Source organism: Streptomyces sp. NPDC060035, from assembly GCF_042736635.1.
Taxonomy (GTDB): Bacteria; Actinomycetota; Actinomycetes; order Streptomycetales; family Streptomycetaceae; genus Streptomyces.
On sequence record NZ_JBHWVO010000008.1, the window covers coordinates 115,721 to 139,776 of the forward strand.

General features: G+C 71.0%; 23 protein-coding genes. 12 read left to right on the forward strand and 11 right to left on the reverse strand.

Going from position 1 to position 24,056, the window contains the following annotated elements:
• Positions 1–15 precede the first annotated feature (15 nt).
• On the forward strand, positions 16–267 hold the full coding sequence (locus ACFWBQ_RS15210; protein WP_385488016.1) for a hypothetical protein: 252 nt from the start codon (positions 16–18) through the stop codon (positions 265–267).
• A gap of 14 nt (positions 268–281) precedes the next feature.
• Here the strand turns inward: ACFWBQ_RS15210 and ACFWBQ_RS15215 are convergent, their stop codons facing one another.
• Positions 282–1,535 (reverse strand): PP2C family protein-serine/threonine phosphatase, encoded by a 1,254-nt coding sequence (locus ACFWBQ_RS15215; protein ID WP_385488019.1) that lies wholly within the window; start codon positions 1,533–1,535, stop codon positions 282–284.
• Between the two features lie 221 nt (positions 1,536–1,756).
• On the opposite strand from ACFWBQ_RS15215, the gene ACFWBQ_RS15220 reads away from it, so the two are divergent.
• Positions 1,757–2,002 carry a hypothetical protein gene (locus ACFWBQ_RS15220; protein WP_385488022.1) on the forward strand — a complete coding sequence of 82 codons (246 nt, stop codon included), beginning with the start codon at positions 1,757–1,759 and terminating at the stop codon, positions 2,000–2,002.
• A gap of 367 nt (positions 2,003–2,369) precedes the next feature.
• Here ACFWBQ_RS15220 and ACFWBQ_RS15225 read toward each other — a convergent pair whose 3' ends face one another.
• Together ACFWBQ_RS15225 and ACFWBQ_RS15230 are read right to left on the reverse strand one after the other, a co-directional pair.
• Complete coding sequence (locus tag ACFWBQ_RS15225) at positions 2,370–2,984, reverse strand: hypothetical protein (protein ID WP_385488025.1); 615 nt, start codon at positions 2,982–2,984, stop codon at positions 2,370–2,372.
• Positions 2,981–5,581, reverse strand: coding sequence for a hypothetical protein (locus ACFWBQ_RS15230; protein WP_385488028.1), 2,601 nt, complete (start codon positions 5,579–5,581; stop codon positions 2,981–2,983). The genes ACFWBQ_RS15225 and ACFWBQ_RS15230 overlap by 4 nt, the downstream gene beginning before the upstream one ends.
• Before the next feature lie 613 nt (positions 5,582–6,194).
• Between ACFWBQ_RS15230 and ACFWBQ_RS15235 the strand changes: the two genes are divergently transcribed.
• From ACFWBQ_RS15235 to ACFWBQ_RS15255, 5 genes are all read left to right on the forward strand, one after another.
• The gene (locus ACFWBQ_RS15235; protein WP_385488030.1) at positions 6,195–6,410 is read left to right on the forward strand and encodes a hypothetical protein; all 216 of its coding nucleotides are present in this window, start codon (positions 6,195–6,197) and stop codon (positions 6,408–6,410) included.
• A gap of 6 nt (positions 6,411–6,416) precedes the next feature.
• Positions 6,417–6,761 (forward strand): hypothetical protein, encoded by a 345-nt coding sequence (locus ACFWBQ_RS15240; RefSeq protein WP_385488033.1) that lies wholly within the window; start codon positions 6,417–6,419, stop codon positions 6,759–6,761.
• Between the two features lie 128 nt (positions 6,762–6,889).
• Positions 6,890–7,318, forward strand: coding sequence for a hypothetical protein (locus ACFWBQ_RS15245; RefSeq protein WP_385488035.1), 429 nt, complete (start codon positions 6,890–6,892; stop codon positions 7,316–7,318).
• 1 nt (position 7,319) lies between these two features.
• Positions 7,320–8,693, forward strand: coding sequence for a DUF1254 domain-containing protein (locus tag ACFWBQ_RS15250; RefSeq protein WP_385488038.1), 1,374 nt, complete (start codon positions 7,320–7,322; stop codon positions 8,691–8,693).
• A gap of 52 nt (positions 8,694–8,745) precedes the next feature.
• Entirely contained in the window at positions 8,746–8,970 is a 225-nt protein-coding gene (locus ACFWBQ_RS15255; RefSeq protein ID WP_385488040.1) for a DUF2277 domain-containing protein, read from the forward strand.
• A 78-nt stretch (positions 8,971–9,048) separates the two neighbouring features.
• Here the strand turns inward: ACFWBQ_RS15255 and ACFWBQ_RS15260 are convergent, their stop codons facing one another.
• From ACFWBQ_RS15260 to ACFWBQ_RS15275, 4 genes are all read right to left on the reverse strand, one after another.
• Positions 9,049–9,723: a DedA family protein gene (locus ACFWBQ_RS15260; protein WP_385488042.1), complete on the reverse strand. Its 675-nt coding sequence runs from the start codon at positions 9,721–9,723 to the stop codon at positions 9,049–9,051.
• Positions 9,724–9,928: 205 nt separating this feature from the next.
• Positions 9,929–10,378: a DoxX family protein gene (locus tag ACFWBQ_RS15265; protein ID WP_385488044.1), complete on the reverse strand. Its 450-nt coding sequence runs from the start codon at positions 10,376–10,378 to the stop codon at positions 9,929–9,931.
• Positions 10,379–10,487: 109 nt separating this feature from the next.
• The gene (locus ACFWBQ_RS15270) at positions 10,488–12,212 is read right to left on the reverse strand and encodes an alkaline phosphatase D family protein (protein ID WP_385488047.1); all 1,725 of its coding nucleotides are present in this window, start codon (positions 12,210–12,212) and stop codon (positions 10,488–10,490) included.
• Between the two features lie 153 nt (positions 12,213–12,365).
• Entirely contained in the window at positions 12,366–13,010 is a 645-nt protein-coding gene (locus ACFWBQ_RS15275) for an HNH endonuclease family protein (RefSeq protein WP_385488050.1), read from the reverse strand.
• Positions 13,011–13,289: 279 nt separating this feature from the next.
• Here ACFWBQ_RS15275 and ACFWBQ_RS15280 point away from each other — a divergent pair, with 279 nt between their 5' ends.
• On the forward strand, positions 13,290–14,024 hold the full coding sequence (locus ACFWBQ_RS15280; RefSeq protein ID WP_385488053.1) for an ABC transporter permease: 735 nt from the start codon (positions 13,290–13,292) through the stop codon (positions 14,022–14,024).
• 49 nt (positions 14,025–14,073) lie between these two features.
• Here ACFWBQ_RS15280 and ACFWBQ_RS15285 read toward each other — a convergent pair whose 3' ends face one another.
• Together ACFWBQ_RS15285 and ACFWBQ_RS15290 are read right to left on the reverse strand one after the other, a co-directional pair.
• Entirely contained in the window at positions 14,074–14,736 is a 663-nt protein-coding gene (locus ACFWBQ_RS15285; protein WP_385488057.1) for an HAD-IA family hydrolase, read from the reverse strand.
• 178 nt (positions 14,737–14,914) lie between these two features.
• Complete coding sequence (locus tag ACFWBQ_RS15290) at positions 14,915–15,946, reverse strand: peptidoglycan-binding protein (RefSeq protein WP_385488060.1); 1,032 nt, start codon at positions 15,944–15,946, stop codon at positions 14,915–14,917.
• Between the two features lie 139 nt (positions 15,947–16,085).
• On the opposite strand from ACFWBQ_RS15290, the gene ACFWBQ_RS15295 reads away from it, so the two are divergent.
• Positions 16,086–18,128: a DHA2 family efflux MFS transporter permease subunit gene (locus ACFWBQ_RS15295; RefSeq protein WP_385488063.1), complete on the forward strand. Its 2,043-nt coding sequence runs from the start codon at positions 16,086–16,088 to the stop codon at positions 18,126–18,128.
• A 103-nt stretch (positions 18,129–18,231) separates the two neighbouring features.
• Here ACFWBQ_RS15295 and ACFWBQ_RS15300 read toward each other — a convergent pair whose 3' ends face one another.
• Entirely contained in the window at positions 18,232–18,708 is a 477-nt protein-coding gene (locus tag ACFWBQ_RS15300; protein ID WP_385488066.1) for a GNAT family N-acetyltransferase, read from the reverse strand.
• Positions 18,709–18,770: 62 nt separating this feature from the next.
• On the opposite strand from ACFWBQ_RS15300, the gene ACFWBQ_RS15305 reads away from it, so the two are divergent.
• Entirely contained in the window at positions 18,771–19,880 is a 1,110-nt protein-coding gene (locus ACFWBQ_RS15305; RefSeq protein ID WP_385488070.1) for a serpin family protein, read from the forward strand.
• A gap of 286 nt (positions 19,881–20,166) precedes the next feature.
• Positions 20,167–22,215, forward strand: a complete 2,049-nt coding sequence (locus ACFWBQ_RS15310) for a bifunctional glycosyltransferase 87/phosphatase PAP2 family protein (protein WP_385488074.1) — start codon at positions 20,167–20,169, stop codon at positions 22,213–22,215.
• 125 nt (positions 22,216–22,340) lie between these two features.
• Here the strand turns inward: ACFWBQ_RS15310 and ACFWBQ_RS15315 are convergent, their stop codons facing one another.
• On the reverse strand, positions 22,341–23,291 hold the full coding sequence (locus tag ACFWBQ_RS15315; RefSeq protein WP_385488077.1) for an Lrp/AsnC family transcriptional regulator: 951 nt from the start codon (positions 23,289–23,291) through the stop codon (positions 22,341–22,343).
• 446 nt (positions 23,292–23,737) lie between these two features.
• Here ACFWBQ_RS15315 and ACFWBQ_RS15320 point away from each other — a divergent pair, with 446 nt between their 5' ends.
• Positions 23,738–24,049, forward strand: coding sequence for a hypothetical protein (locus ACFWBQ_RS15320; RefSeq protein WP_385488080.1), 312 nt, complete (start codon positions 23,738–23,740; stop codon positions 24,047–24,049).
• Positions 24,050–24,056 lie beyond the last annotated feature (7 nt).

The window sequence follows — 24,056 nt, forward strand, 5'->3', positions numbered from 1 at the left end:
GCTTGGCTGGGTTTCATGACCACCTTGCGCATGCCACCCCGCATCGCCCGGCTCGCAGCCGCCCTGCCACTGATCGCAGTCCCGCTGCTCTTCACCGCCGGCCCCGCCCACGCGGTGCCCGAACCGTCGGCCAACCCCTGCGCGGCCGTCACCGTGCCCGAGGGCCACATCTGCCTGCCCGAACCCAAGTACTGCATCACCACCCCCTGCCCCCAGTACGCGGTTGTCCCCGACGGGATCGGCCCTCGCGTATTCCCGATGAGGTAGCCGCTTCGCTCAGCTCAGAGGCGGACGACGACCAGGGCGATGTCGTCACGGCCGCCCCCGGCGACACCGAGCTTCGCGAGCAAGGCGTCCGCCAACTGCCTGTGACCGAGGTCGGTCAACCCGCTCAGTGCTTTCCCGAGCCGATCCAGGCTGATGTCGATGTCCTCCCCACGACGCTCGATCAGCCCGTCGGTGTACAGGACCAGGGTGTCGCCATGGCGATAGGGGGTGCCGGCCTGCGGGCGCGGCACATGTTCGGGCCGTGCGCCCAGAGGCGGATCGGTGGCCTTGTCCAGCAGCTCGCACGTGCCGTCGGTATGCAGCAGCACCGGCGGAGGGTGCCCGGCGCTGGAGTAGACCAGCAGTTTCGACCGGGAGTCGACGAGCACCGTGACCGCAGTGGTCGCCAGTGCGCCCTCCACCGAGCGGGCATACATCCCCAGCACTTCCAGGGCCTGGGCAGGCCCGGCCACCGCCCGGCTTGCCGCGGACAGTGCGCTGCGAAGCATCCCCATCACGGTGGCGGCCTCCAGGCCGTGCCCGACGACGTCACCGACGGCAACGGTGAACCGTCCCTCGGTCAGGTCAACGGCGTCGTACCAGTCGCCGCACACGTTCAGAGAACCGATCGCAGGCAGGTACCGCACCGTCACATCTTCGTGGCGGGCAAGATCCGGGGCGCGCAGCATCGCTTCCTGCAGCGTGACCGCGATCTCCCGCTCCCGCGCGTGCGCCGCCCGCAGCTCCTCATTCACCCGTTGCAGCTCACGGGCCCGGACATACAGCTCGGCCTCCATCCCCTCCGCCCGCTCGATCCCCTCCGCCCGTTCGGTCAGCTGCTCACCTGCCTCGTGGTTCCGGAAACGGCGGGCCTGCACGAACGCGGTCACGTCCTCCACCCGGTGGATGATCCACATCACCTGCCCGTCCCGGCCGAGAACGGGAGTGTTCACCGTCGACCACCAGCGCTCCTCGAAAACCCCCGGCCGTGCGACCACGGGGATGCTGTACCTCTGCACCGCCATCGCGTCGGCTTTCCCCGCGGCCAGAACCCGCCCCAACGAGGCCTCCAGATTCCGCATCCCGTCCGTACCCGGGTCGGCCGGGTACGCGTCGAAGACGCCTTGGCCGACCAAGTCCTCCCGGGTACGGCCGGTCGCCCGCAGATACGCCTCGTTGACATCGACGATCACAAGATCCGGCGCCAGCACCAGATTGGGGCTCGGCGTCGCTGCGAACAACGACCTGTAGTCCAGCTCGGGCCTCACATGCTTCCGTCCCGTGCGCACTTCGGCCTCGGCAGCCCTGGCCCTCCCACGCTATGCAGCATCAGCACGCCCCGCCCGCTGTGGCGCCCACCCGCGTGAGCCGCAGGATGCCGTTGGCCACGATCTCACCGGGGGGACATGCGCCCTTTCCTGAGGCGCTCCGCGGCGCGGCCAGGTGCGCTGCGTATGTCGGGCATCCAGGTTAGGAGGACACTGATCGCATGGCCCTACCCAAAACGCATCATTGCTCGGCCTGCTCGGACAGTGCCGCGCAGCACTCGGTCCTTCACGAAGACCTCGTCGTCGGAGCACCGCTGTCGATGGAGGATCTCACCGACGCTCAGCGCCTCGACCGGTTCGCCCGCAAGTATGCCCACGACGGTTGCGAGGTCACAGAAGTCCGGCGGGTCCCGCACGACAGCCTGAGCGGCTACGCCTGGTCCGTCCGCTTCACCGAGAGTTCGTGATGAGCTGATCGCCGGGCAGCGCAGGGAAGATGTCCGGGAGGAGCAGTCGGCCCGATGCGCAGCTTCGGACTTCGCGTAACCATCCGCGCCCCCAGCGGCAAACAGCAGGTGAGAGCCTGTTCCGGCCCTCCGGTCCACATGGATCGGGGGGCCGTTTTCCTGATCGATGCCCCATGGGGTCCACATCCCCGCGCGGTGAACCCCGGCCGACCTCGTCGGCCGGGAGAACCGGCGGCAGGTCATGACCCGTTTCGCCGACCGGAGGCGCCGTCGTTCCGCACCCGTCGGGTCGGCGGAGACGGGCCGCGCGGAGGTCACGCTCCGGTACGGCGGGACGGGCCGCCCGGAGCGGGGTGGGCACGGGGCGTCAGCGAAGCTCGTACGCGACCGACTCACGGATCTCGTCCGGCAGGCCGTCGTACGTGGCGAGCCGGGCGAGGGCGGCGTGGCTCTCGGGAACGGACTTGGTGCAGCTGAGCGCGCCCACGGCTTTCGCGGCGGCCATGCCGCGCCGGGCGTAGAGCTCGGCGAGGTCCATGAGCCAGGGCGTGAGGGCGGCCTCGTCGTCGACCATGAGGCCGCACCAGTACAGGGTCTGCTCCGCGATCCAGGCGGTGATGCGGCGGGTCCAGACCTCCTGGAAGCCGGTCGTGGCGAGCCCCCGACGGGCGCACTCGGCCTCGGCGTCGGCCATGCGCTCGGCCGTTACGTACCGGGCGTAGGGCATGCGCTCGCGCAGGACGGCACGGATCTCGGTCCACTCGGGGTACCCGTCGTCGGAGGAGTCGTGGACGACCGCTTCCTCCGGCGGCTCGGGCTCGGCGAGCGGCTCGGGCGGCAGGCAGGCTTCCAGCACGGCCCGCGCGTAGGCGAGGGTCTCCTGGTCCTCCTTCTCCGAGGTCCAGATGAAGGCGTTGTTCCACGGGTACGGGTAGCTCTGCAGCACCACCGGCAGCAGCGGCGTTCCGTCGGCGGCGGTCACGTGACTCCCAGGTATTCCATCGCGCTCTTGGGGTCGTTCATCTTGCCGGAGTCCACCGCCGCCTTCTTGTCGGCGTCGCTCTTGGCGTTCCACGCGTCGTCCATGGCCTTGACCTGTTGCGGCGTGAAGTCCTGTCCGGCGATACGGACGTTGAGGCCGTTCTCGGCGAAGGTCCGGGCGGGAGTCCCCTCAGGGGTGACGTTGTTCTTCTTGTCCGTCTGGTAGCCGTCGAAGATCTTGTGCCAGTCCTTCTTCTGCTCGATCTCGTAGCGGGCGACCCGCGGCGGGGTGGCGCCGTCCTGCTTGGCCCAGTCGGCGAGCCGCTTCGCCTGGGCCGGGACGGTGTACTTGGTGGCGGCGTTGGCGGTGTTCTTCACCTCGACGGCGTGGATGTTGCCGTCCTTCCCCTTGTAGAGGACGTCGACGTCGTCGACATCGCCGACGTCGACCGTGGTGCCGTCACCCATGTCGACGGACTGGCGGCCCTTCTTGGCACCGACCGCGCCGTAGACCTTGGTGCCGTCGGCGGCCTCGGAGACCGCGCGCTGGGCGGCGCGTACCTCGGCCATCGACTCGGCCAGCTTGTGCCGGTCGCCGGCCTTGAGGACCTCGGACGCCAGCGATCCCCGGGTCTGGGTGTCGATGGACTTGTTCTTGAGCATGTCGTCGAGGTCCTTCAGCGCGGAGGCCAGCTCCTCCTTGCTGTACTCGCCCTTGCTGCGGTCGGGATTGTCCTTGGCCTTCGCGACCAGCTTGTCGATGCCCTTCTCGTTGAGGGTGAGGCGGTCCTCCTTGGGCGTCTTCTGTTTGTCGCGCGCATCGATGATCGACTGCTTGACCCGGTCGGCCACATCGCCGAGTTCTGCCGCGTCGGCCGTCCTGTCCGCCTCGTCCGCCTGCTTCTGCGCCTCGGCTGCGTTGTCCGCCTCGGCGCCCGTGCACGGGGTGGGGCCGTCCTCCGCGGTGAAGCCCACCGGAACCGCTGCGGGAGCGGCCGCGAGGACGACGGTGCCACTGCCGGACCCGCCGAGGGGGCGCGGGATGCCTCCGCCGTACGGGACGAGGCGCGCGCCGCCGAGGGCGGCGAGCCTGCATTCGCCCGCTTCCTCGACCTTCTTCTTCGCGTCGTCGGCGACTTCCTGGGCGTCGTCCGCCGCGTTCCGGGCGCCCTTGGTGTCACCCGCGGCCGCGGCCTTGCGGGCGCGGCCCGTCGCGTCCTTGGCCTTGTCGACGGCCTCGGTGATGGCCCCGGCGATCTTGCCGAGGCGGCCGAGCTTGCCGAGCTTGGCGGCCGCCTTGGCCTCGCCGTAGCCGGGGATGAACAGCGATCCGACGTTCCAGACGACGTTGCTGACCGCCTGGGTCTCCTCGCCCCGGTTCCAGCTGTCACGTACCTCCTCGCCGATGAACATGTCGTCCAGCGGCTTCACGACGACGTCGACACCGCTCCCGCCCCAGTCGGTGAGCGCGTCCCAGTAATCGCCCTTGTCCCACTTGTCGCCGGCGTCCTTGGTGCCCTCGCTCCAGGTGTCGCCGAGCACCTTGCCGTAGTCGACGAAGCCCGTGATGCTGTCGATCGGGTGAATGATCGTGTCCCAGGCGTCGGTGACGTCGCCCCACACGCCGTCGACGAAGATGCCCTCGCCGACCTGGCCGAGCTGGTCGAGCGTGCAGCCCCAGAAGCCGGAGCACTCCTTCTTCTTGTCGCCGCCCCCGCCGCCGACCTGCGTCGCCCCGCTGTCGCCGATCGGCTCGTACGGGTCGGTCGGATCGCCGCCCTCGTCGTCCTCGGAGCCGGGCGGGCCGTCACCGGGGACGTCCTGGGTGTCCTCGCCGGCCTGCCCGTCGGGGTCCGTGTCGCCCGGGCCGCCGGTGTTGCCGCCGGTCGCGCCTTCGTCGGCGCCCTCACCGGTGGAACCGTTCGCGCCGTCGTCCGTCTCCTCGCCCGCCTGGGTCGTCTCACCGTCGCCGTTGCCGGCCGGGCAGGACTCGCCGGTCAGGGAGCAGACGGCCTCCTTCAGCCCGCCGGAGATCTGTCCGCCGATGCCGCTCAGCACCAGCGCTGAGACGATGGCGACGACCACCACGACCAGGCCGGTGTACTCCACCGCCGACTGGCCGCGGTCCCGACGCCAGGTGATCATGTGGGGGAGGGAGAACGGCGGCCGTTCCTGCCGTTCGGAGGGCGCCGAACGGAACCACTCCCGTGTGTCCTTCATGCACAGGAAGACCAGGATCACGACGGGCAGCAGGAGTTGGGTGAGGCCCTGGAGCGAGCCCTCCCGCAGGTTGGCCAGGCCGCCGGAAATCAGCCACGCCTGTACGGCGATCAGCCCCCAGCGGATCCCGTTGCCACCCGTCCACACCCGGCGTGCGAGCAGCCATCCGGTGATGCCGGGCGCCGCCGCGTACAGCAGGGTGCCGAGCACCAGGCCGCCCAGCGCGTCCACTTGGGCGGCGGAGAGCAGCAGGCCGAGGCCGCCCACGATCGTCGCCCCGAACAGGACGTACACAAGCCAGCGTGCGACCACCAGTTGTTGCGGCATGACGCGTCGCGCGGCTCCGCCCACTCCGGCGACATCAACGTAAAAGGACATACTCGTCCACCCCCCAGCGGCCGAGAATAGATCACCAGAGCGAGTGTCAGATGGGTCCCTGGGCCCAAATCAGGGCCCAACTCCGGTTTCTCCGGCGCTGAATCGTGCCGGCATCGGTGGGCGAAGCCTTCGGCGCGGAGCGGGTGGCGGAGCACGCACGGGTGTGCCGGCTGGTGCAGGGTTCTGATCGGCGCCAGGCCTGCACAGCAGATGTCGGCAGTTCGAAGCCGTCCCCGCCCACCGGTCGGAACGCCCCACCAGCCATCTGGTGCAGGGCGTTGACCGCAGTTCCTCAGGCACATCGGGTTGCGGTGGGCTGCGTGAGCAGACACCTTCCCCACGGATGGAGGTCGAGCCGGCCCACGATCCGGCTGCGCTCGTCGGCGGTGAAGTCAGGGCGTGTGCGAGGAAGTGGCATGGGCGCCGGGGCCGGCTCGGCCGGGCACCGGGCGCATCGGTTCTTCCGCCCTCGCGCCGGTGCCCTCACGCGGAACGCGGAACGCCCGGACGGGCACGTCGTCCGAGGCGGCGGAGCGTTCGGGCGGGCCCCGGCCGCGGGCTTCGAAGCGCCTCCCGGGATGCGGGCGGGCGGGGGGCGGGGGACCGTGGAGGCATGTCCGGACATCCACCTGTGATCGTGTATCCGCCCTCGCCGACCGGTGGGCGGCGGGTGACCGTGCGGGGGCAGATCGTCGGGCTGGCGCACGGGCGTGGGGACGTGGCCTCGTTTCTTCGGCAGGCCGGGTTTGCCGTGGGGGTGGAGGAGATCGACCTGGATCAACCGGAGCTGATCGAGTGGCGAGGCGGAGACCTCGATACCTGGAGGTGAGCCCCCATGAAGCCTCGTCGAGCGCGCCGGGGCGAGTCGTCCCTGGAACCTCCTCCCGGGTATTACGGGGCGGGCGGGGCGGCGCCCGACGTCATACAGCGGGGGCTGATCCTCGACTGGGTGGTGAGTCAGCGGATCGCGAGCGGATGGCATGTGGAGTCCCGGTCGGGGACCCAGGCCGTCCTCGTACGCGGGCAGCCGGTCAACCATGTGCTGCATGCCTTTCTGACCGTCTTCTCGTGCTTCGTGTGGGGCGCCGTATGGGCCGCTCTGGCGCTGACGAACAAGGTCGAGAGGGTCGCTCTCACCGTCGATGCCCAGGGGCAGGTCGTGAGCGTCGGCGGCCCCTGAGCGCCGATCGCCCGAGGGCAGGGCCCCTCACCCGAACGGATGCGTCCGGGTAGTCGCGGGCGGCGGCGTCGCGCAGCGTCGGATCTGCCCTGCGGCCGGCGGGGCGCCCGTCGGACGAAGGAGTTCCCATGACTCAGTCAGCACCCACGCCGGGCGCCTCCCCGCGCTCCGGATCCGGCAGTGCGTGGGCGGCCGGAGGTGCGATGTTCGCCGGCGTTCTGCTGCTCGTCGACGGAGTGCTGGCCGTGATCAAGGGAATCGCGGGCATCGCCTCCGACGAGGTGTACGCCCGCATCAACGACTACACGTTCAAGTTCAATGTGACGGCCTGGGGCTGGATCCACCTGGTCCTCGGGATCGTCCTCGTACTCGTCGGCTTCGGGATCCTCAAGGGGGCGCTCTGGGCCCGCGGCGTGGGCGTCGGGCTGGCCGCGCTGAGCCTGATCGCCAACTTCATGTGGCTGCCGTACCAGCCGGTGTGGGCGATCGTCTCGATCGCCATCGACGTGTTCGTGATCTGGGCCCTGTGCACGGACCGTTCGAAGGCGGCTGTCTGACGTGAGTGGCGGCGGGCACGGCCGGGAGCGGGACGGGACTGCCGCCCTTGCTGCCGAGGCGTACGTCTACGGCTCCCCGCTGGTCCTTGCGCTGTCGGCGGTCGAGGCGTGCCTGCAGGAAGGCTTCGGGGGTCTGGCACCGGCGCCCTTCAACGACTTCGCCCATGCCGTCCGGCCCGCCGCTCCCGCAGACGGTGTCGCGGCCGCCGCGGTCGACACCGTCGACGCGATCGCGCAACTCGACCTGTCCGGCGGCCCGGTCGGACTTCATGTGCCGGACACCGGCGGTGCGTACTACTCGCTGCAGTTCGCGGACGCGTGGAGCGGCACGTTCGCCTATGTCGGCCATCGGGCAACCGGCACGCGCGAGGGCGACTGGCTGGTCGTGCCGCCCGGCTGGTCCGGCACCGTGCCCGACGGGGTGACGGGGGTGATCGACGCGCCCACCTCCGTCGTCTCCCTCGTCGGCCGCATCGCGTGCGACGGTCCGGACGACATGCCCCGCGTCCGGGCGCTCCAGCAGGAGCTCACACTCACGCACCTGGGCGCTCATGCCCACCGCACCGGTCTGCCCGCGCCCGACTCCGACGTACCCGAGGCCCTTCGGTTCTTCGAACAGCTCCGGGTGTGGATGGCCGACTTCCCGCCCGCTGCCGCCGACCGTTCCTACCAGGACCGGTTCCAGCCCTTGGGGCTCCTGGAGGAGGGCCTCTCGCCGTACGTCTCGGCGAGCCCCGGTCTCCTGCGTGCGCTGACACAGGGGCTCGCGCTGGGCAGGGCACGGGTGGCGGAGGCCTGCCGTCCCCCGGAGGGCGCGGACAGGACGCCTGGTGCGTGGGAGACGGATCCGCACCTCTTCGACCACAACCTCGACCACTTCGGTGTCGGCACGATCGACTCGCCGGAGTGGAAGATCCCGGACCGTGAGACCTCGTACCTGGTCAGGGCGGTGGCGGCGCGGCAGGCGCTCTGGGGACCACATGGATACGAAGCGGTGTGCGCGCAGACCCGCAGCGACTCCCGGGGGCGGCAGCTCAGCGGGGCACACAGCTACGCGCTGCGCCTCGGCCGGCCGCCTCCGGTCGAGGCGTTCTGGTCCGTGACCATGTACGACGTCCCGGGCCACCACCTGGTCGAGAATCCGGAGGACCGGTACGCGATCGGTGACCGCACCCCCGGCGTCGTGTACGCCGCCGACGGCTCACTGACGCTGTACCTGTCCCGGCAGCGGCCGACGGACCCCGGCAGGGCGGCGAACTGGCTGCCCGCGCCCGCCGGTGACTTCCGGCCCGTGATGCGGCTGCGCACCCCTGATCAGGCCGTTCTCGACGGAAGTTATGTGATCCCGGCCGTCGAGCGGCTCGATGACCGGTAGGGCTCGGATCCTCGTCGGTGCCGCTGTCGGTGCCGCGGTCCACACTGGAGTCATGTGCCGCAGCATCAAGACGCTTCGTCCCCCCGCCATCCCCGAAGAGGCCACCGAGGAGGAGATGACCGCCGCCGCCCTGCAGTACGTACGCAAGGTGTCCGGCTTCCGTGCGCCCGCCGCGCACAACCAGGAGGTCTTCGATCGCGCCGTCGCCGAGATCGCGGAGGCGACCCACCGACTGCTCGACGGCCTGGAGATCCGGGGCGGCGCGGCCCGGGTGTGATGCCCGGGACGGCCTGACCGGCCGGGGCGGGTGAACCGACCGCCGGCCGGAGGACGACCTGACCGGCCGCCGGGGCTGTCAGCCGCCGGCCGGGGCTCCGGTGACCGGTGCTCGCCGGCTGTGCGCCGGCCGCCGGACGACGAGTGCGGCCAGGGCGCCCGCCAGGAACAGGGCCAGGACCGAGACGGCCGTGCCCAGCCAGCTCGCGCCCAGCCACTGACCACCGAAGTAGCCGAGGCTCACGCTGTAGCCCGCCCAGGCCACCCCGGCCAGCGCCGACCAGGGCAGGAAGTCCCTCACCTTGCGGTGGGCGGCGCCCGCGGCAAGGGACACGACCGAGCGGCCGGCCGGGGCGAAGCGGGCGACGACGACGAGGGCGCCACCGCCGCGGCTCAGCGCCGTGCCGAGGCGCTCCTGTGCGGTGGTGAGGCGGCGGGAGCGGGCGATGGCCCGGTCCAGGCGTTCGCCGCCGCGCCAGGCGAGACGGTACGCGACGAGGTCGCCGAGCACCGAGGCCGTGGCCGCGCTCAGGGTCAGCACCAGCAGCGAAGGCACCTGCCGCGTGGCCTCGTCCGCTGTGGCAGCGACCGTCGTGGCGGCGACCGTTGTCGAGCCCGCCGCGGCAGCCGTCGCCGCCGTGATCACCAGCACACCGCTGGGCAGGACGGGCAGGAAGACGTCCAGAAGTACCGAGAGGGCGACCACTGCGTAGATCCATGGGCTGCCGGTCAGCGCACCCACACTCTCGAGCACTTTCTACTCCCCGTTCCGTGTCACCTTGTCAACGCCGCGACGTCGCAGGGGAGCGGCAGGGGCGGCAGGGTCAGCGGTTCAGAGTACGCCTGCGGTTTGCCCGGAGTTCGCCGTGGGCGGGTGATGTTGTGCAGGTCACGTACGCCCCCGCCCCCGCGACGGCAGGGGGGCCGGGGCGTACGTGCGCCGGGCCGGGGCCGGTCGGTCAGACCGGGACGACCGGTGAGTTCTCGCGGGGGCGTTCGCCCTCGCGAGTGGTGCCGGTGCGGGTGGAGAACAGCCGGTCCACGGCCACGGCGCCGGGGCCCGTGAAGACCAGCAGCAGGAAGACCCAGCAGAAGACGGCCGACGCTTCGCCGCCGTTCTGCAGGGGGAACAGCGATTCAGGCTGGTGAACCTTGAAGTACGCGTACGCCATGGATCCGGAGGCGATGAGGGCGGCTATACGGGTACCGAGGCCGAGCGCGACCAGCGTGCCGCCGACGAGCTGGATCACGGCTGCGTACCAGCCCGGCCAGGTGCCGGCGGGCACGGTGCCGTCGCCGCCGAGGATGCCGAAGAGCGAGGCGGCGCCGTGGCAGGCGAAGAGGAAACCGACGACGGCGCGGAAGAGGCCGAGTGCGTAGGGCTGTGCCCTGTTCAGACGTGCGGACATGGGGGGTGCTCCTTCGGTCTGGGGACGTGAACCGATCGGGGCCCCTCAGGTTAGGTACACCTCAATATTACTTGCAAGTTCAACATATTGTCGGCTGGCCGGAAAATGGTCATGGGTTCGACGTCAACGTGCGCTCCAGGACCGTCACCAACTGCGCGCCTGCGGGCTTTTCTCTGGCCTGAACCAATGTCAGCGCAGCTTTCCGGCCATGCAGGGTGAGGGCCATCAGCTGGTTGCCGAACCACGGTCCGCCCGTCCTGCGCCACCGCATCGGCGGGTCTCCCGCCCGCCCGTGGAGCGCCAGCGCGCGCCCCAGCCACCGGCCGGGCGTGCTCCAGCCGAAACGGAAGCCGGCTCTTATCGTGGCGGGGATCGAGTTGTGCACGGGAGAGCAGGTCAACTGCAGGATGCGTGCGCCGGGAGTGGCGTCCGGTGCGGAATCCTTCCAGTGGGGTTCGGCGATGTACGCATGGTGCACATCGCCCGAGAGTACGCATACCGTCGCAGGAGCGTCGGGGCCGGTGGCCACCTCCCGCAGCAGCTCCGTCAACTCGTTGAAGGACTCGGGGAAAGCCGCCCAATGTTCCAGGTCAGAGGCGCGGCGTACGGTCTCCCCGAAGCGTGCCCAGCGCCCGTCCGGGCCGCCGCGCTCGCCCCGGCACAGCGCGGCGTTCCAGCTCTCCGCGTCGTGGATGAGCGGCGGCAGCAGCCACGGCAGCGAGGTGCCGATCAGTAGATGGTCGTACGCATCCGCCTCGGCGAGGGCCTCGTCACGCAACCAGCGGGCCTCTCCGGCGTCGAGCATCGACCGCTGTTGTTCGCCGAGAACACGGGCCGCCCGGGTGTCCACCATCAGCAGCCGTACTCGGCCGAAAACACGCCGGTAGCTCCATCGGGTGTGCGTGGGGTCGGCGTCGGCCCGGGCGGCGTGGTCCCGCAGCGTTTCGGTGGCGTCGGGGGCGGCGCGTACCGCCGCGTACAGCGGGTCGGCCGCAAGGGCGTCGGGGGAGAGGTTGCCGAGGTGCTGGTACACCCAGTACGACATCAGGCCGCTGACGATCCGTTCGTGCCACCACGGCGTGCGCCGCATGTCCGCGAGCCAGGCGGCGCTGGTGTTCCAGTCGTCGATGACGTCGTGGTCGTCGAAGATCATGCAGCTGGGGACCGTGGACAGCAGCCACCGCACCTCCGGGTCGCGCCAGGACTCGTCGTAGAGGTGGGTGTACTCCTCGTAGTCCGCGACCTCCGCACCCGGCGCTTCGTTCAGATCGCGGCGTGCGGCGAGCCGGCGCCGGGTGGCCTTGGACGTCTCGTCCGCGTACACCTGATCGCCGAGCAGGAGGAGCACGTCGGGTCGTACGGCTTCGGGGTCGGCGGCGAGCTCGGCGGCCAGGGTGTCGAGGGCGTCCGGGCCGATGGGGTCTCCCCTGCTCGAGCGCAGCCGAGAGTTCGGGGAAGGGTCGTGCTCCTTCGCCGGCGGGGCCGCCCAGCGGCAGGAACCGAAGGCGATCCGGACGGGTCCGGCCTCCTCGGGCTGTGGAACGGCGGGTGCCGTGATGGTGCTCGCGGGGAACCGGGAGTCCTCGGGCGGCCAGACGCGGCGGCCGTCGAGGAGCACCTCGTAGGCCGTCGTCGAGCCGGGGGTCAGGCCCGTGACCACCACCAGCGCGTAGTGATGGCCCTCCACCGCGAAGGTCGGGGTGGAACCCGATGCGCCGTCGGCGCAGCGGACCTCGGCCGTGCACGGCCGGCTTGCCTCGACCCAGACCGTCGCCCGGGAACCGGATTCCCAGTCGACGTACCGCAGCAGTGGTCCCAGGCGTAGCCCGGCCATGTGTGCCCTCCTCGCGTCGCCGTGACCGATGGCTCCGTACGGTACGGAACGACGGAGGAGGGCGGGTTGGTTCCGCTCGGCTGCCCGGGCCTTGCGGCAGCCGGCCGGAGCGGCTCTGCGGCCGCTCGGTGTCAGCAGCCGTTCAGTTGGCTGTCAGCAGCCGTTCAGTACGGACTGCAGTGCGCTCTTCTCGGCCGAGTCGACGCTCATGCCGTAGTAGTGCTTCACGTGCACCCAGGCGCGCGCGTAGGTGCAGCGGTACGCGGTGCGCGACGGCAGCCACTCGCCCGGGTCCTGGTCGCTCTTGGACTGGTTGACGTTGTCCGTGACCGCGATGAGCTGGGGGCGGGTCAGGTCGTTGGCGAAGGACTGGCGCTGGGCCGTGGTCCAGCTGCTCGCGCCGGAACGCCATGCCTCGGCCAGCGGGACCATGTGGTCGATGTCCAGGTCGGCGGCGGCGGTCCAGGTGGCGCCGTCGTACTGCGAGTACCAACTGCCGCTGGTCGCGGCACAGGCGGAGTCCTGGACGACATTGGTGCCGTCACGCTTCAGGACGACTTCGCGCGTGTTGCAGGCGCCCGACTGGGTGATCCAGTGCGGGAACTTGTCGCGGCTGTAGCCGGTCGAGGAGCCCTCCGCGGAGACGGTGAGCTGGCCGAGGTACGTGCGGGCGGTCGACGCGCTGACCGGGGTGGGCATCGCGGCCTGGGCGGCCGGTGCGGAGAGGAGCCCGGTGGTGGCGGCGAGTGCGGCGGAGGCGGCGACGACGGCTATGCGACGCGCGTAGATACCGGACATAAGAACTCCCTTGATGTGGGGGGAACTTGGGCGGGCGACCTGTGGGCCAGGCCATCGTGGCGGCGCCGGGTTTCTGCAGGATGGTCGCCAGGTAACAGAGTGGCGACATGCGCACGTCACATCAAGGGGTAGGGCGGCTCGGTCTGACGTCCGGCCCGAAGTCTGTTCGAGTACGGGACCTGACGGCACGGCAGCCCGGTCGGCCCGTGCGTGATCCGGTTCGGGGTGGTTCGCGGTGGTGTGGGCAGTCGAAACACTCAAACCACTTAGGGTGGCCGGGTGTTGCTTCCGGTCACTCCCACGCTCGGCGTCGCTCTCGCCGTACTCCTGGCGTTCGCCGCCACTGTTGCCGCGGGGGCCTCGCTCGGGCGGGCGCGCGAGATCGTCGTCGCCGGGCTGCGGGCCGCGGTGCAACTCGCCCTCGTTTCCCTGCTCATCGGCTGGGTGGTGCGTTCGCCGGGGCCGCTTCCCGGTTTCCTGGCGCTGATGTTCGCGGTGGCGGTATGGACGGCCGGGCGTCGGATCACCACCAACCGCACCTGGTGGTGGGCCGCGCTGCCGATCGGTGCCGGAGTCGTCCCCGTGGTGGGTGCGCTGCTGCTCACCGGCCTCGTCCCGGTGCGGGGCATCGCGCTGATCCCGGTCGCGGGCATCCTCATCGGGGGTGCGCTCACCGCCACCGTGCTCGGCGGGCGGCGCGCGCTGGACGAGCTCGGGACCCGCTGGGGGGAGGTCGAGGCCGGGATGGCGCTCGGCCTGCTCGACCGGGACGCCCGGCTGGAGATCGCCCGCCCGGCGGCGTCGGACGCGCTTCTGCCGGGGCTGGACCAGACCCGGACCGTGGGGCTCGTCACGCTGCCCGGGGCCTTTGTGGGCATGCTGCTGGGCGGCGCCTCACCCGTGGAGGCGGGCGCCGTGCAGTTGTTCGTCCTGGTGGCGCTGATGGCGGTGCAGGCGGTTGCCGTCGCGCTGGTGCTGGAGCTGGTGGCGCGGGGGCGGCTGCACCGCGGATGAGGGGTGCGGCGGGACGGGGCGCGCGGGAGCTGGGGCGGGCAGGGGCGGGTTACCGGGCGTCGATGTGCAGACGGATCGAACCGTCGCCGACCGCTTCCACCCGGAGCTGCGTCAGGTCCTCGACGTGGGCGTCGGGGGAGAGCGCCGCCGCGCGCGGACCGATGCCCACGATCCGCATGCCGGCCGCCCGCCCGGCCGTGATGCCCGCCTCGGAGTCCTCGAAGACGATGCAGTCCGCCGGATCGAAGCCCAGTTCCGCCGCGCCCTTGAGGAAGCCCTCGGGGTCCGGCTTGCTGGCGCCGACCAGCTCGGCGGTGACGCGGATCTCCGGCACCGGCAGGGCCGCGGCCGTCAGCCTGGCCTGGGCGAGCGCCTCGTCGGCCGAGGTCACGAGCGCGTGCGGGAGGCCGGCGAGGGACGCCATGAAGGCGGCGGCGCCCCCGATGGGCACCACGCCCTCCACGTCGGCGGTCTCCTCGGCGAGCATGACCTGGTTCTCCGCGTAGTTCTGCTCCATGGGGCGGTCCGGCAGCAGGGCGGCCATCGTGGCGTACCCCTGGCGTCCGTGGACCACCTTGAGCGCCGCCTCGGGGTCGAGGCCCTGCTTCAGTGCCCAGCGGCGCCAGCAGCGCTCCACCACCGCGTCGGAGTTCACGAGGGTGCCGTCCATGTCCAGCAGGAGGGCGCGGGCTTCGAGGACGGTGGCCGACATCGGCAGGCTCCAGAGCGCGGGGGGAGGTGCGACCGGCACGTGGCAGGTCAAGAGAACAAGCAGCCCCGCCCGCCGGTCAGGGGAAACGGGCGGAGGCTACTTTGTTCCATCACGATACAAAAACCGTCGCCGGAACGCCAATCCCGCAGGCAGGCCGCCCTTCCCGTGTGTCCGGGCGTCAGGACCGCCGCCCCCTGCCGGTCGTCTGCGCCTCCAGCGCGCGACGGGTCTCCGGCCCGTACACGCCCGGTGGATCGTTCTGGACGGACACCCAGCTCTGGAATTCGCGCACAGCCCGTTCCACGCGGTCCGAGTAGTCCCCGTCGTCCGGCTCCCGGTAGACCCAGATCTCCTGCAGCCGGCGCTGGAGCTCGGCGACCTCCGGGCCCTCGTCGCCGGGCCGCAGTGTGGGTCCGGCGATCTGGACGGGCGGCGCCGATGACGCTTTCGGGGACTGCGTGGCGGACGCCGAGGGTGACGGCGTCGCAGGGGCGGTGGCGGACGGGGATGCCGACGGGCTCTTCGATGCGGAGGTGGAGGGGGACGGTGACGCGGAGGCGGACCGGGAGGGTGTCGGTGAGGGGGACGCGGACGGGGACTCCGACACGGACTCCGCCGGTCCGTCGCTCGCGTCCGGGACGCTCGTCGTGACCTCGGGCAGGGCCTCCTCCCGGCTGTCGTCCCTGTCGAACAGGCCGCCTGCGAAGGCGGCCGTCCCCACCACTGCGACCACGGCCGCCCCCACGGCCAGGACGGCGAACGGCCGCCGACGGCGCGGTTGAACGGGTTCGGGGCCGCTGCCCGCGTAGGTCGCGGCGGTACGCCGGTGGGTCTCGTCCGCCGGTTCGGCGTCGGGCAACGGGCCCGCGGCGCCTCCCGCCGTGCCGCTTGCCGCACCTCCCGCCGCAGGGCCTGCCGCACCTCCCACCGCACCGCCCATGAAGAGCGGCATCGTCGTGGCCGCGGCGGGTGTGCCGTGCTCCGACGCGTCGTTGCTCGACAACGTCACGTACGGCCGGATCCGCAGCGGGTCGAAGTCCTCGGCTGCGGCCATCTCCGCCGAGCGGGCAGCCCGGAACTCCTCACCGGGCAGTTGGGCCGTACGGGCGCCGCAGGCACACGGCCTTGTGCTCCCGGGTTCCGCACCGGCCCCGGGTCCCGGTCTCGCACTCTGCTCGCCGCCGCACTCCGGGCATATATGTCCGGTCATCGTGGGTTCCCCTCCCCTTTGAACTGCCTGCGATTATGCAGGCCACCGCCGGGAAGCCCAACGCCCGCACCGCTGCTCGGCAGGCCATAACGGGGCACAGCAGCCAGGATGGGGGTGAAGCGGACCCGAGGAGACGTTCATGGCCCAGCAGCTGAGCCCGCAGCCCCTTGCGCCGGGCGAGGGCAGGTCCCGGCGGAGTGTCCTGGTGGCCATCGGCGCACTGCTCCTCGGCATGCTGCTCGCCGCACTCGATCAGACCATCGTCTCCACCGCACTGCCGACGATCGTCAGCGAACTGGGCGGCCTGGACCACCTTTCCTGGGTGGTCACCGCCTACCTGCTGGCGGCGACGGCGGCGACCCCGCTCTGGGGCAAGCTCGGCGACCAGTACGGCCGCAAGAAGCTCTTCCAGACGGCCATCGTCATCTTCCTCATCGGCTCGGCCCTCTGCGGCATGGCCCAGAACATGCCGCAGCTGATCGGCTTCCGCGCGCTCCAGGGGCTCGGCGGCGGCGGGCTGATGGTGCTGTCCATGGCCATCGTCGGAGACATCGTCGCCCCGCGCGAACGTGGCAAGTACCAGGGGCTGTTCGGTGCGGTCTTCGGCATGACCAGTGTCCTGGGGCCGCTGCTGGGCGGCTTCTTCACCGAGCACCTCAGCTGGCGGTGGGTCTTCTACATCAACCTGCCCATCGGCGTCGTCGCACTGCTCGTCATCGCTGCGGTGCTGCACATTCCGGTCCGCCGCACCAAGCACACCATCGACTACCTGGGCACCTTCCTCATCGCCTCCGTCGCCACCTGCCTGGTCATCGTCGCCTCGCTGGGAGGCACCACCTGGGCCTGGGACTCCGTCCAGATCATCGCCCTCGCGGTCCTCGCCGTGGTGCTCATCGTGGCGTTCATCGCCGCCCAGCGCCGGGCGGCCGAACCCGTACTGCCGCTGAACCTGTTCCGGATCAGGACCTTCAGCCTCGTCGCCGTCATCAGCTTCATCATCGGCTTCGCGATGTTCGGTGCGATGACCTATCTGCCGACCTTCCTCCAGGTGGTGCACGGCATCACGCCGACCCTGTCCGGTGTGCACATGCTGCCGATGGTGTTCGGCATGCTGCTCACCTCGACCGGCTCCGGCCAGATCGTCAGCCGGACGGGCCGCTGGAAGGTCTTCCCGGTCGTCGGCACGGCCCTCACCGCAGCCGGCCTGATGCTGCTCCACCAGCTCTCGGAGACCAGCTCCACCTGGCAGATGAGCCTCTGCTTCTTCGTCTTCGGCGCCGGGCTCGGTCTGGTGATGCAGGTGCTGGTACTGGTCGCGCAGAACGCCGTCAGCTACGAGGATCTCGGTGTCGCCACGTCCGGAGCGACCTTCTTCCGGTCCATCGGTGCCTCGTTCGGCGTGGCTGTCTTCGGCACCATCTTCACCACCCGGCTCACCGGCAAACTGGGCGACGCGCTCGCCGGGCGTTCGCTGCCGCCCGGGGTGAGCGCCGAGGCCCTCGCCGCCGATCCACGGGCCATCAGCCGGCTCCCGGCCGACCTGCGCCCCTCGGTCCTCAGCGCGTACTCGACCTCGATCACCGATGTCTTCCTCTACGCGGCCCCCGTCGTCGTGGTCGCTTTCGTCTTCGCCTGGTTCCTCAAGGAGGACCCTCTGCGCGGTTCGGTGACGGCCCCCGACCCCAGCGAGACCCTGGCGTCGAACCCGGTCCAGCGCTCCTCGTACGACGAGTGCGCCCGCGCCCTGTCGGTGCTCGCCACCCGGGAGGGGCGCCGGGAGATCTACGAGAAGATCACCGCCAGGGCCGGATACGACCTGCTGCCCGCGGCCAGTTGGCTGTTGCTGCGGATCAAGCGGCACGGCACCGTCGAACCCGCCAGGCTCGCCGAGGCCGCCCCCGTGCCGCTGCACGTGATCATCGCGGCGGCCCGCCAGGTGGAGGAGCGCGGCCTGGTCCGGCGCGAGGGCATGCAGATGGTGCTGACCGACCTGGGCGGTGAGGCCGTGGTCCGGCTGTCGGAGGCCCGTGAGGACTCCCTGGCCGAGATGCTGGGGGACTGGTGGGGTCCGGAGCGGCCCACCGACCTGGTAGGTCTCGTGGCGGAGCTGACCGCCGAGGTGAGCGGGTCCAGCAAGGAACGGCCGCACATGCCCGAACCACCCCGCGACCACTCGGCCTGACGGGCACGGGCCTGAGCGGGAGGGCGTACGCAGCCCGGGGGCGTATGCGGGCCGGGGCGTACGCGGGCCGGGCACACGCGGGCCGGGCACACGCGGGCCGGGCTCACAGCTCCTTGGCGAACCAGTGCTCCGCGTACGGCCCTTGGTTGAACGCCGGAATCTCCCGGTAGCCGTGCTTCGCGTACAGCCCGCGGGCCTCGACCAGGTCGTTGCGGGTATCCAGCCGGATCCGCCCCACGCCGAAGGAACGCGCCGCACTCTCGATCGCCGCCAGCAGCAGTCCGCCGCCCCCGGTGGAGCGGAATCCGGGGCGTACGAACACCCGGGTCAGCTCCGCGGTCCCCGCGTCGGTCAGCAGCAGCCCCGCGCAGCTCGCCGCCTTGCCCCCGTACCGGCCGACGAGGAACTCGCCGGTCGGCCGCGCGAGGCGTTCGACGCCGTCGCCGGTGAGCCCCTCGTCTATCTCCTCGGTGGTCGCCGGCCGCCCCCAGTAGCGGCTGGCCACCTCGTCGTAGTAGTCCCTGCGCAGGAGCGCGGCGTCGGGCGTGCCGAAGTGTTCGGGGGTAACGGTCCACGTCATTTGGTTCATTCTGGCTTCGGTACGACCGGATGACGAACCATTAATACGCGCAGGGGGCAGTGATGGTGCAGAACTCGGACCCGGCGACCTGGGCAGCAGCGGTGCAGCGGCTCGGCGAGCAATGGATACGGGAGCTGGCGGGGCCCGGCTCCGAGGGCGGCTTCGTCTGTTCGCCGGCCGGACTGTGGCTCGCGCTGACAGCCGTCTCGGCCGGAGCCCGCGGGGCGACGGCCGACGAACTCCGCTCGGTGCTCGGGGTGGCGGACGAGGAGGCTGCTGCCGTGGTGACGGAGGCGGCGCGGGAATGGGGACGTACCGAGGCGCTGCGGGTGGCGACCCGGGTGTGGAGCAGGGTGGCCGTCCGTCAGGAGTACATGGACACGCTCCCGGACATCGGATTCGGGCCGGTCGACACGGACGAGATCGACGCCTGGGTGTGCGAGAGGACCGGCGGCCTGATCGAACGGCTGCCGTTGCGGCTCGATGACGGCGTCGCACTCGCGCTGGTCAACGCGCTGGCGCTGAAAGCGCTCTGGGAGACCCCGTTCGACGTGAACCGCACGCGTGAGGTCCCCTTCACCGACGCGGCGGGCACGACCCGCCCCGCAGCGACGATGCACGCGTCGGTTCCGGCGTGGGACGCGTGGACGGTGGCGGGCGCGCACGTCGTGGAGCTGCGCTGCCGTACGGAGCCGGGCGGTGCGGCTCCGGCACGGATCAGGTTCGTCCTCGGGGAGACGGGAGCGGGCGCGGCGCAGGTCCTTCCCGCGGCGTGGGCGCCCCGGGAGCAGCGGGCCCCGCTGGACGGAGTTCAGGTGACCATCGGGGTTCCGCGATTCACCCTGCGTACGACTGTTCAGGTCACCGAGCAGCTGTCGGCGCTCGGTGTGAGGCTCGCGACCAGCATCGCGGCCGCGGACTTCTCCGGAATGTCGCCGCAGCGCCTCGCCATCTCCGCCGTGGTCCAGGAAGCCGTGGTGAAGATCGCCGAGGAGGGTGTGGAGGCCGCGGCAGTCACGGTCGTGGTGATGCGGACGTCGGTCCCGCCCCGCCCGCAGCCGACGCAGCACATCGCGTTCGACCGTCCGTTCGGGATCGTCGTCCTGGACGGCACTGCGGACGTTCCCCTGTTCGCGGGCTGGCAGGCGGACGCCCCCGTTCACCAGGGCTGACGTCAGGGCAGCGGTGCACCCCGCCGCCGTCGCGCCCGCAGGGTCAGCGGTGCGGCTGCGGCGATGAGCAGGCTCAGTCGGAGGGGTTGTGACTCACACCCCAGGACGAGGAGGTCCTGCGAGCCGCTCGGGATGCGCCCGGAACGCACGAGTGGGTCCAGGACTCACTTGTGCGCACTGGCTAGGATCGGTTGATTGTGTCTACCTCATAGGGTTAATGCGAGGCTTCATCCGCACATACCCGGGTCGAGGGGACGGTGCACAAACGGTGGGAGGGGCGGCGCGCGTGGCGAATGCGGAGCGCAGTGTGCGGGGGAACGCGACGGCGGACCTGGGAACGAGGACCGGGGCGGCCCGGACAGTGCTCTGGCTGCTCGTGGCAGTACTGGCGGTTCGGCAGATGGCGGTGGTGCTGCGGCAGCCGCCCGGCGAACGCCTCACCGACCTGGAGACCTGGATCGGTGAGAACGGGGTCCTGCACGTGGCGGGATCCGTGTACGACGCCGGCCGGTTCACCGGCACGCCCTTCGCGGGACTGGTGCTGAAGCCCCTGACGGCCTCGGCCGAGCAGACCCTCGGCGTCGTGTGGACCTTCGGGTCCCTACTGCTCGTCGCGGCGCTCGGCCTGGTCGCCGCCCGCGCCCTGCCCACCCCCGTGAGCCGGCGCACCACCTTCCTCGCGGCGCCCGTCGCGATCGCCCTGCTCATGCTGTCGCTGCCCGTCCGCAACGCGCTGCACCTGGGACAGACCAGCATCCTGCCCGTCCTGCTGGTTCTCGTCGCCTGCTTCGTGGCGCGCGGCGAACGCCTTCCCGGCGTGCTGATCGGCGTCGCCGCGGCCCTCCAGCCGGCCGTCCTGCTCTTCGCCGCGCTGCTCTGGCTCACCGGCCGGCGGCAGGCCGCCGTGACCGGCGGTGCCGCGTTCGCCGCCTGCACCGCGCTTGCCGCGGCGGCGATGCCACGCGACTCCTGGACCTACTGGGTGCACCATGTCGCGGGCGCCGGACTCGGCGAGCGCCCGGACAGCCTGGCCAACCAGTCCCTGCACGGCGCGCTGCTCCGCCTCGGGTTCGAAGGCCCCCTGGAGATCGCGCTCTTCCTCGCTCTGGCCGCCGGTGTCACCTTCCTCGGGCTGCGGCGCGCGGTGGGCTACGCCCGCGACGGACAGCTGCTCCTCGCCGTCGCCGTCACCGGCTGCGTGGCCGTCGCGCTCTCGCCGACTGCCTGGCAGCACCAGCTGCTCTGGGTGCTGCTCGCCGTTGTCGGACGGGTCGGCACCCGGGCCTCGGACCGGCTGGTCTGGCCGGCGGTCGTGGTGCTCGTCCTCACGCTGCCCGGGAAGATGCTGCTGCCGAACGTCGGCGCGCTCCTTCCCGTACGCGACAACGTGCTGCTCATCGCGGCGCTCGGAGCGGCCTGCGTGGCGCCGTTCCTGTCGCGCACCTCGCCGCACTGGCAGCGGCCGATCCCCACGGACTACGCCGAGCCGGTTGCCTCGCGCTTCAGACGCGTGCCGCTGCTGCCGTTCTGGCGGCGGGTGCTCAGCCGGCCCAACCTGCTACTGGAACTCCTGCTCATCCGGGTCGTCTACTCCGCGTACGCGAAGGTGCGGCTGGCGGCGACCGCGGGCCGTTCCACGGCCGAGGAACACGGCCGGCAGATCCACTCCATCGAGCAGTGGCTGCACATCGACATCGAGCACTGGGCGAACCACGCGGTCGTGGAGGTCACCTGGCTGCGGGACTTCTTCGACTACTACTACTCGACGTTCCACTTCATCGTGCCGCTCACGATTCTCGGGGTGCTGTACGTACGGCGGCCCTCGGACTACCGCTGGGCCCGCAGCTCCATCGGCTTCGCCACGGTTCTCGCCCTGGTCGGCTTCTGGCTGTACCCGCTGGCCCCGCCGCGGCTGATGCCGGGCCTCGGCTTCATCGACACCGTCCACGGTGTGCAGGACTTCGCGAAGCCGGACTACGGGACGCTGACGTCGATGACCAACCAGTACGCGGCGATGCCGTCGCTGCACTTCGGCTGGTCGCTGTGGTGCGGTGTGGTGATCGTGCTGCTCGCGCCGAAGGCGTGGATGAAGGCGCTCGGCCTGCTGCACCCGCTCTTCACGATCTCCGCCATCGTCGCCACGGGCAATCACTGGGTGCTGGACGCGGCCGGCGGCGCGGCGGTCGTGGCCATGGGCTTCGGCCTGACGTACGTCCTGTCCGGGCCCCGGACACTGCGGCGCAAGCCCGCTGCGGCGGAGGGTGCGTCAGTCGAAGCCGGACCGGCGGAGGATGCCGGGAACCCGGTGGGCGAGCCGGTGGGCAGTAAACACTGACGTTCCCCGGAAACGCTGACGTTCCCCGGAAACGCTGACGTTCCCCGGAAACGCTGACGTTCCCCGGAAACGCTGACGTTCCCCGGAAACGCTGACGTTCCCCGGACCGGGCACTGGACTGTTCCTCAAAGCGCCGGGGCGGCTCGTTTGGTGTAGGAGGTGATCAGCACGGTTTCCATGCGGTCGACGCCGTCGAGTGAGCCGATGCGGTCGGTGAGATAGGTGTGAAGAGCGTAGGCGTTTCGGCAGACGACGATCGCGAAGAGGTTGTGGGGTCCGGTCGTGCTGCCGACGAAGGCCGCTTCGGGATCACCGGCCAGCGCTCGGGCGGCGCTGCTGAGCCGGGCGGGCCTGACGGTCAGCCAGAGCACACATTGCACGGAGAAGCCGAACAGCCCCGAGTCGACCTCGACGTCGAAGCGGAGAACGCCTGACCGGCGGAGTTCATCCAGGCGGCGACGGACGGCGGATTCCGACCAGCCGACCTGCCGGGCGAGATCCGGGTAGGCGGCACGGCCGTCCGCGGCCAGGGCGGGTAACAGCCGGCGGTCGAGATCGGTGAGGGGGACCGGAGCGGTGTCCGTGGTGGGGGTGGGCCTCAGTACGGAGATCTGCTCCTCGGTGAGCGCCGAGGTCCGGCCGATCCAGCGGTGGTCCATCACCGGGCGCAACAGCCGTTGCGCGTCGATCTGCGTGCCCTGCGGGAGGCGGCCCAACGCGCCCAGGGGCGCAGGGCCTTCCTCGGCGACGCGGAAGACACAGACGATCTCGGTGCCGCTGGAAGCAACGCTCACCCAGGCGGTGTCGGGGCGACAAGCCAACGCGCGGGCGAGCGGGGCGATGCCGGAAGGCAGGACACGCAGGCGCACCAGCCATTCGGCATGGCCTGTGCGGTCGCTGTCGGTCACGCCGGCCACTCGGGCGATCCCCGTGGTGCGGAGTCTGCCGAAGCGGCGGGCGACGGTGCGGTCGGAGACATCGAGAACGTCGGCGATCCTGCTGAAGGAGGCGCGCCCGTCGAGTTGGAGAGCGTGCAGGAGCCCCAGATCGAGTGCGTCCAGCGTGACCGAATCCACCGGGCAAGTGTAGGGCGGTGTCGGATAGCGGCGTGGTGACGGGAGTTGGGGATCCGAGGCGCGCGGTCGATGCAGCATCGAGCCCATGACAGGCGCTGTCCAACCGGTGCCCACGTCAACGACGACCACCACGACCCAAAATCACGCCGCGGGAACGCCGAGCCGTTCCCGCCCGGCTCATCCAGCCTGCGCATCTCGTCCCTGTCGGAGGACACTCGTGTTCGGAACCCTCATGCTTCTCGCCGGCCCGACGCTGGGATTTCGTCTCCTCGGCGTGCTGGGCGTCAGCCGGTTCGCGACCTGGCGAACCAGCGCCATACATGGCCTTGCTGTCATGCTCGTGGCCACCGCGACCGCGCACTTCGCTCCGTCAGGCACCGGCGTGATGCCCGGCCATCACGACTTGGCCGCCATGGTCCCGCCCTTCGTCCCGTTTCCCCGGCGTGATGGTCTACGCGACCGGGGTACTGGAATTTCTCGGTGCTGTCGGACTCGTCCGGGCAGCGACGCGCCCGAGGGCGGGGATCGGTCTGGCGGTGCTCTTCGTGCTGCTGCTCCCGGCCAATGTCTACGCTGCCATCGAGAACATCCCGCTCAACGGAGACCCGGCCACGCCGTTGTGGTTCAGGATTCCCGAGCAGCTGATCTTCATCGCCATCGCCGTGTGGCCAGCCACAACTGCCGGTGTCGCCACCCGACGTCATGGGGCCCCCGCGAACCGGCCCGGCACCGACGACACTGCTGCGGTCCGCCGATGAAACGTCA

Excerpts from the sequence above, each read along its gene's own strand:
- ACFWBQ_RS15290 (WP_385488060.1), bottom strand. The coding sequence starts at position 15,946 with ATGACCGGACATATATGCCCGGAGTGCGGCGGCGAGCAGAGTGCGAGA.
- ACFWBQ_RS15270 (WP_385488047.1), bottom strand. The coding sequence starts at position 12,212 with ATGGCCGGGCTACGCCTGGGACCACTGCTGCGGTACGTCGACTGGGAA.
- ACFWBQ_RS15295 (WP_385488063.1), top strand. The coding sequence starts at position 16,086 with ATGGCCCAGCAGCTGAGCCCGCAGCCCCTTGCGCCGGGCGAGGGCAGG.
- ACFWBQ_RS15305 (WP_385488070.1), top strand. The coding sequence starts at position 18,771 with ATGGTGCAGAACTCGGACCCGGCGACCTGGGCAGCAGCGGTGCAGCGG.
- ACFWBQ_RS15220 (WP_385488022.1), top strand. The coding sequence starts at position 1,757 with ATGGCCCTACCCAAAACGCATCATTGCTCGGCCTGCTCGGACAGTGCC.
- ACFWBQ_RS15235 (WP_385488030.1), top strand. The coding sequence starts at position 6,195 with ATGTCCGGACATCCACCTGTGATCGTGTATCCGCCCTCGCCGACCGGT.
- ACFWBQ_RS15255 (WP_385488040.1), top strand. The coding sequence starts at position 8,746 with ATGTGCCGCAGCATCAAGACGCTTCGTCCCCCCGCCATCCCCGAAGAG.
- ACFWBQ_RS15320 (WP_385488080.1), top strand. The coding sequence starts at position 23,738 with ATGGTCTACGCGACCGGGGTACTGGAATTTCTCGGTGCTGTCGGACTC.
- ACFWBQ_RS15275 (WP_385488050.1), bottom strand. The coding sequence starts at position 13,010 with ATGTCCGGTATCTACGCGCGTCGCATAGCCGTCGTCGCCGCCTCCGCC.
- ACFWBQ_RS15230 (WP_385488028.1), bottom strand. The coding sequence starts at position 5,581 with ATGTCCTTTTACGTTGATGTCGCCGGAGTGGGCGGAGCCGCGCGACGC.
- ACFWBQ_RS15240 (WP_385488033.1), top strand. The coding sequence starts at position 6,417 with ATGAAGCCTCGTCGAGCGCGCCGGGGCGAGTCGTCCCTGGAACCTCCT.
- ACFWBQ_RS15300 (WP_385488066.1), bottom strand. The coding sequence starts at position 18,708 with ATGACGTGGACCGTTACCCCCGAACACTTCGGCACGCCCGACGCCGCG.
- ACFWBQ_RS15210 (WP_385488016.1), top strand. The coding sequence starts at position 16 with ATGACCACCTTGCGCATGCCACCCCGCATCGCCCGGCTCGCAGCCGCC.
- ACFWBQ_RS15265 (WP_385488044.1), bottom strand. The coding sequence starts at position 10,378 with ATGTCCGCACGTCTGAACAGGGCACAGCCCTACGCACTCGGCCTCTTC.
- ACFWBQ_RS15285 (WP_385488057.1), bottom strand. The coding sequence starts at position 14,736 with ATGTCGGCCACCGTCCTCGAAGCCCGCGCCCTCCTGCTGGACATGGAC.
- ACFWBQ_RS15245 (WP_385488035.1), top strand. The coding sequence starts at position 6,890 with ATGACTCAGTCAGCACCCACGCCGGGCGCCTCCCCGCGCTCCGGATCC.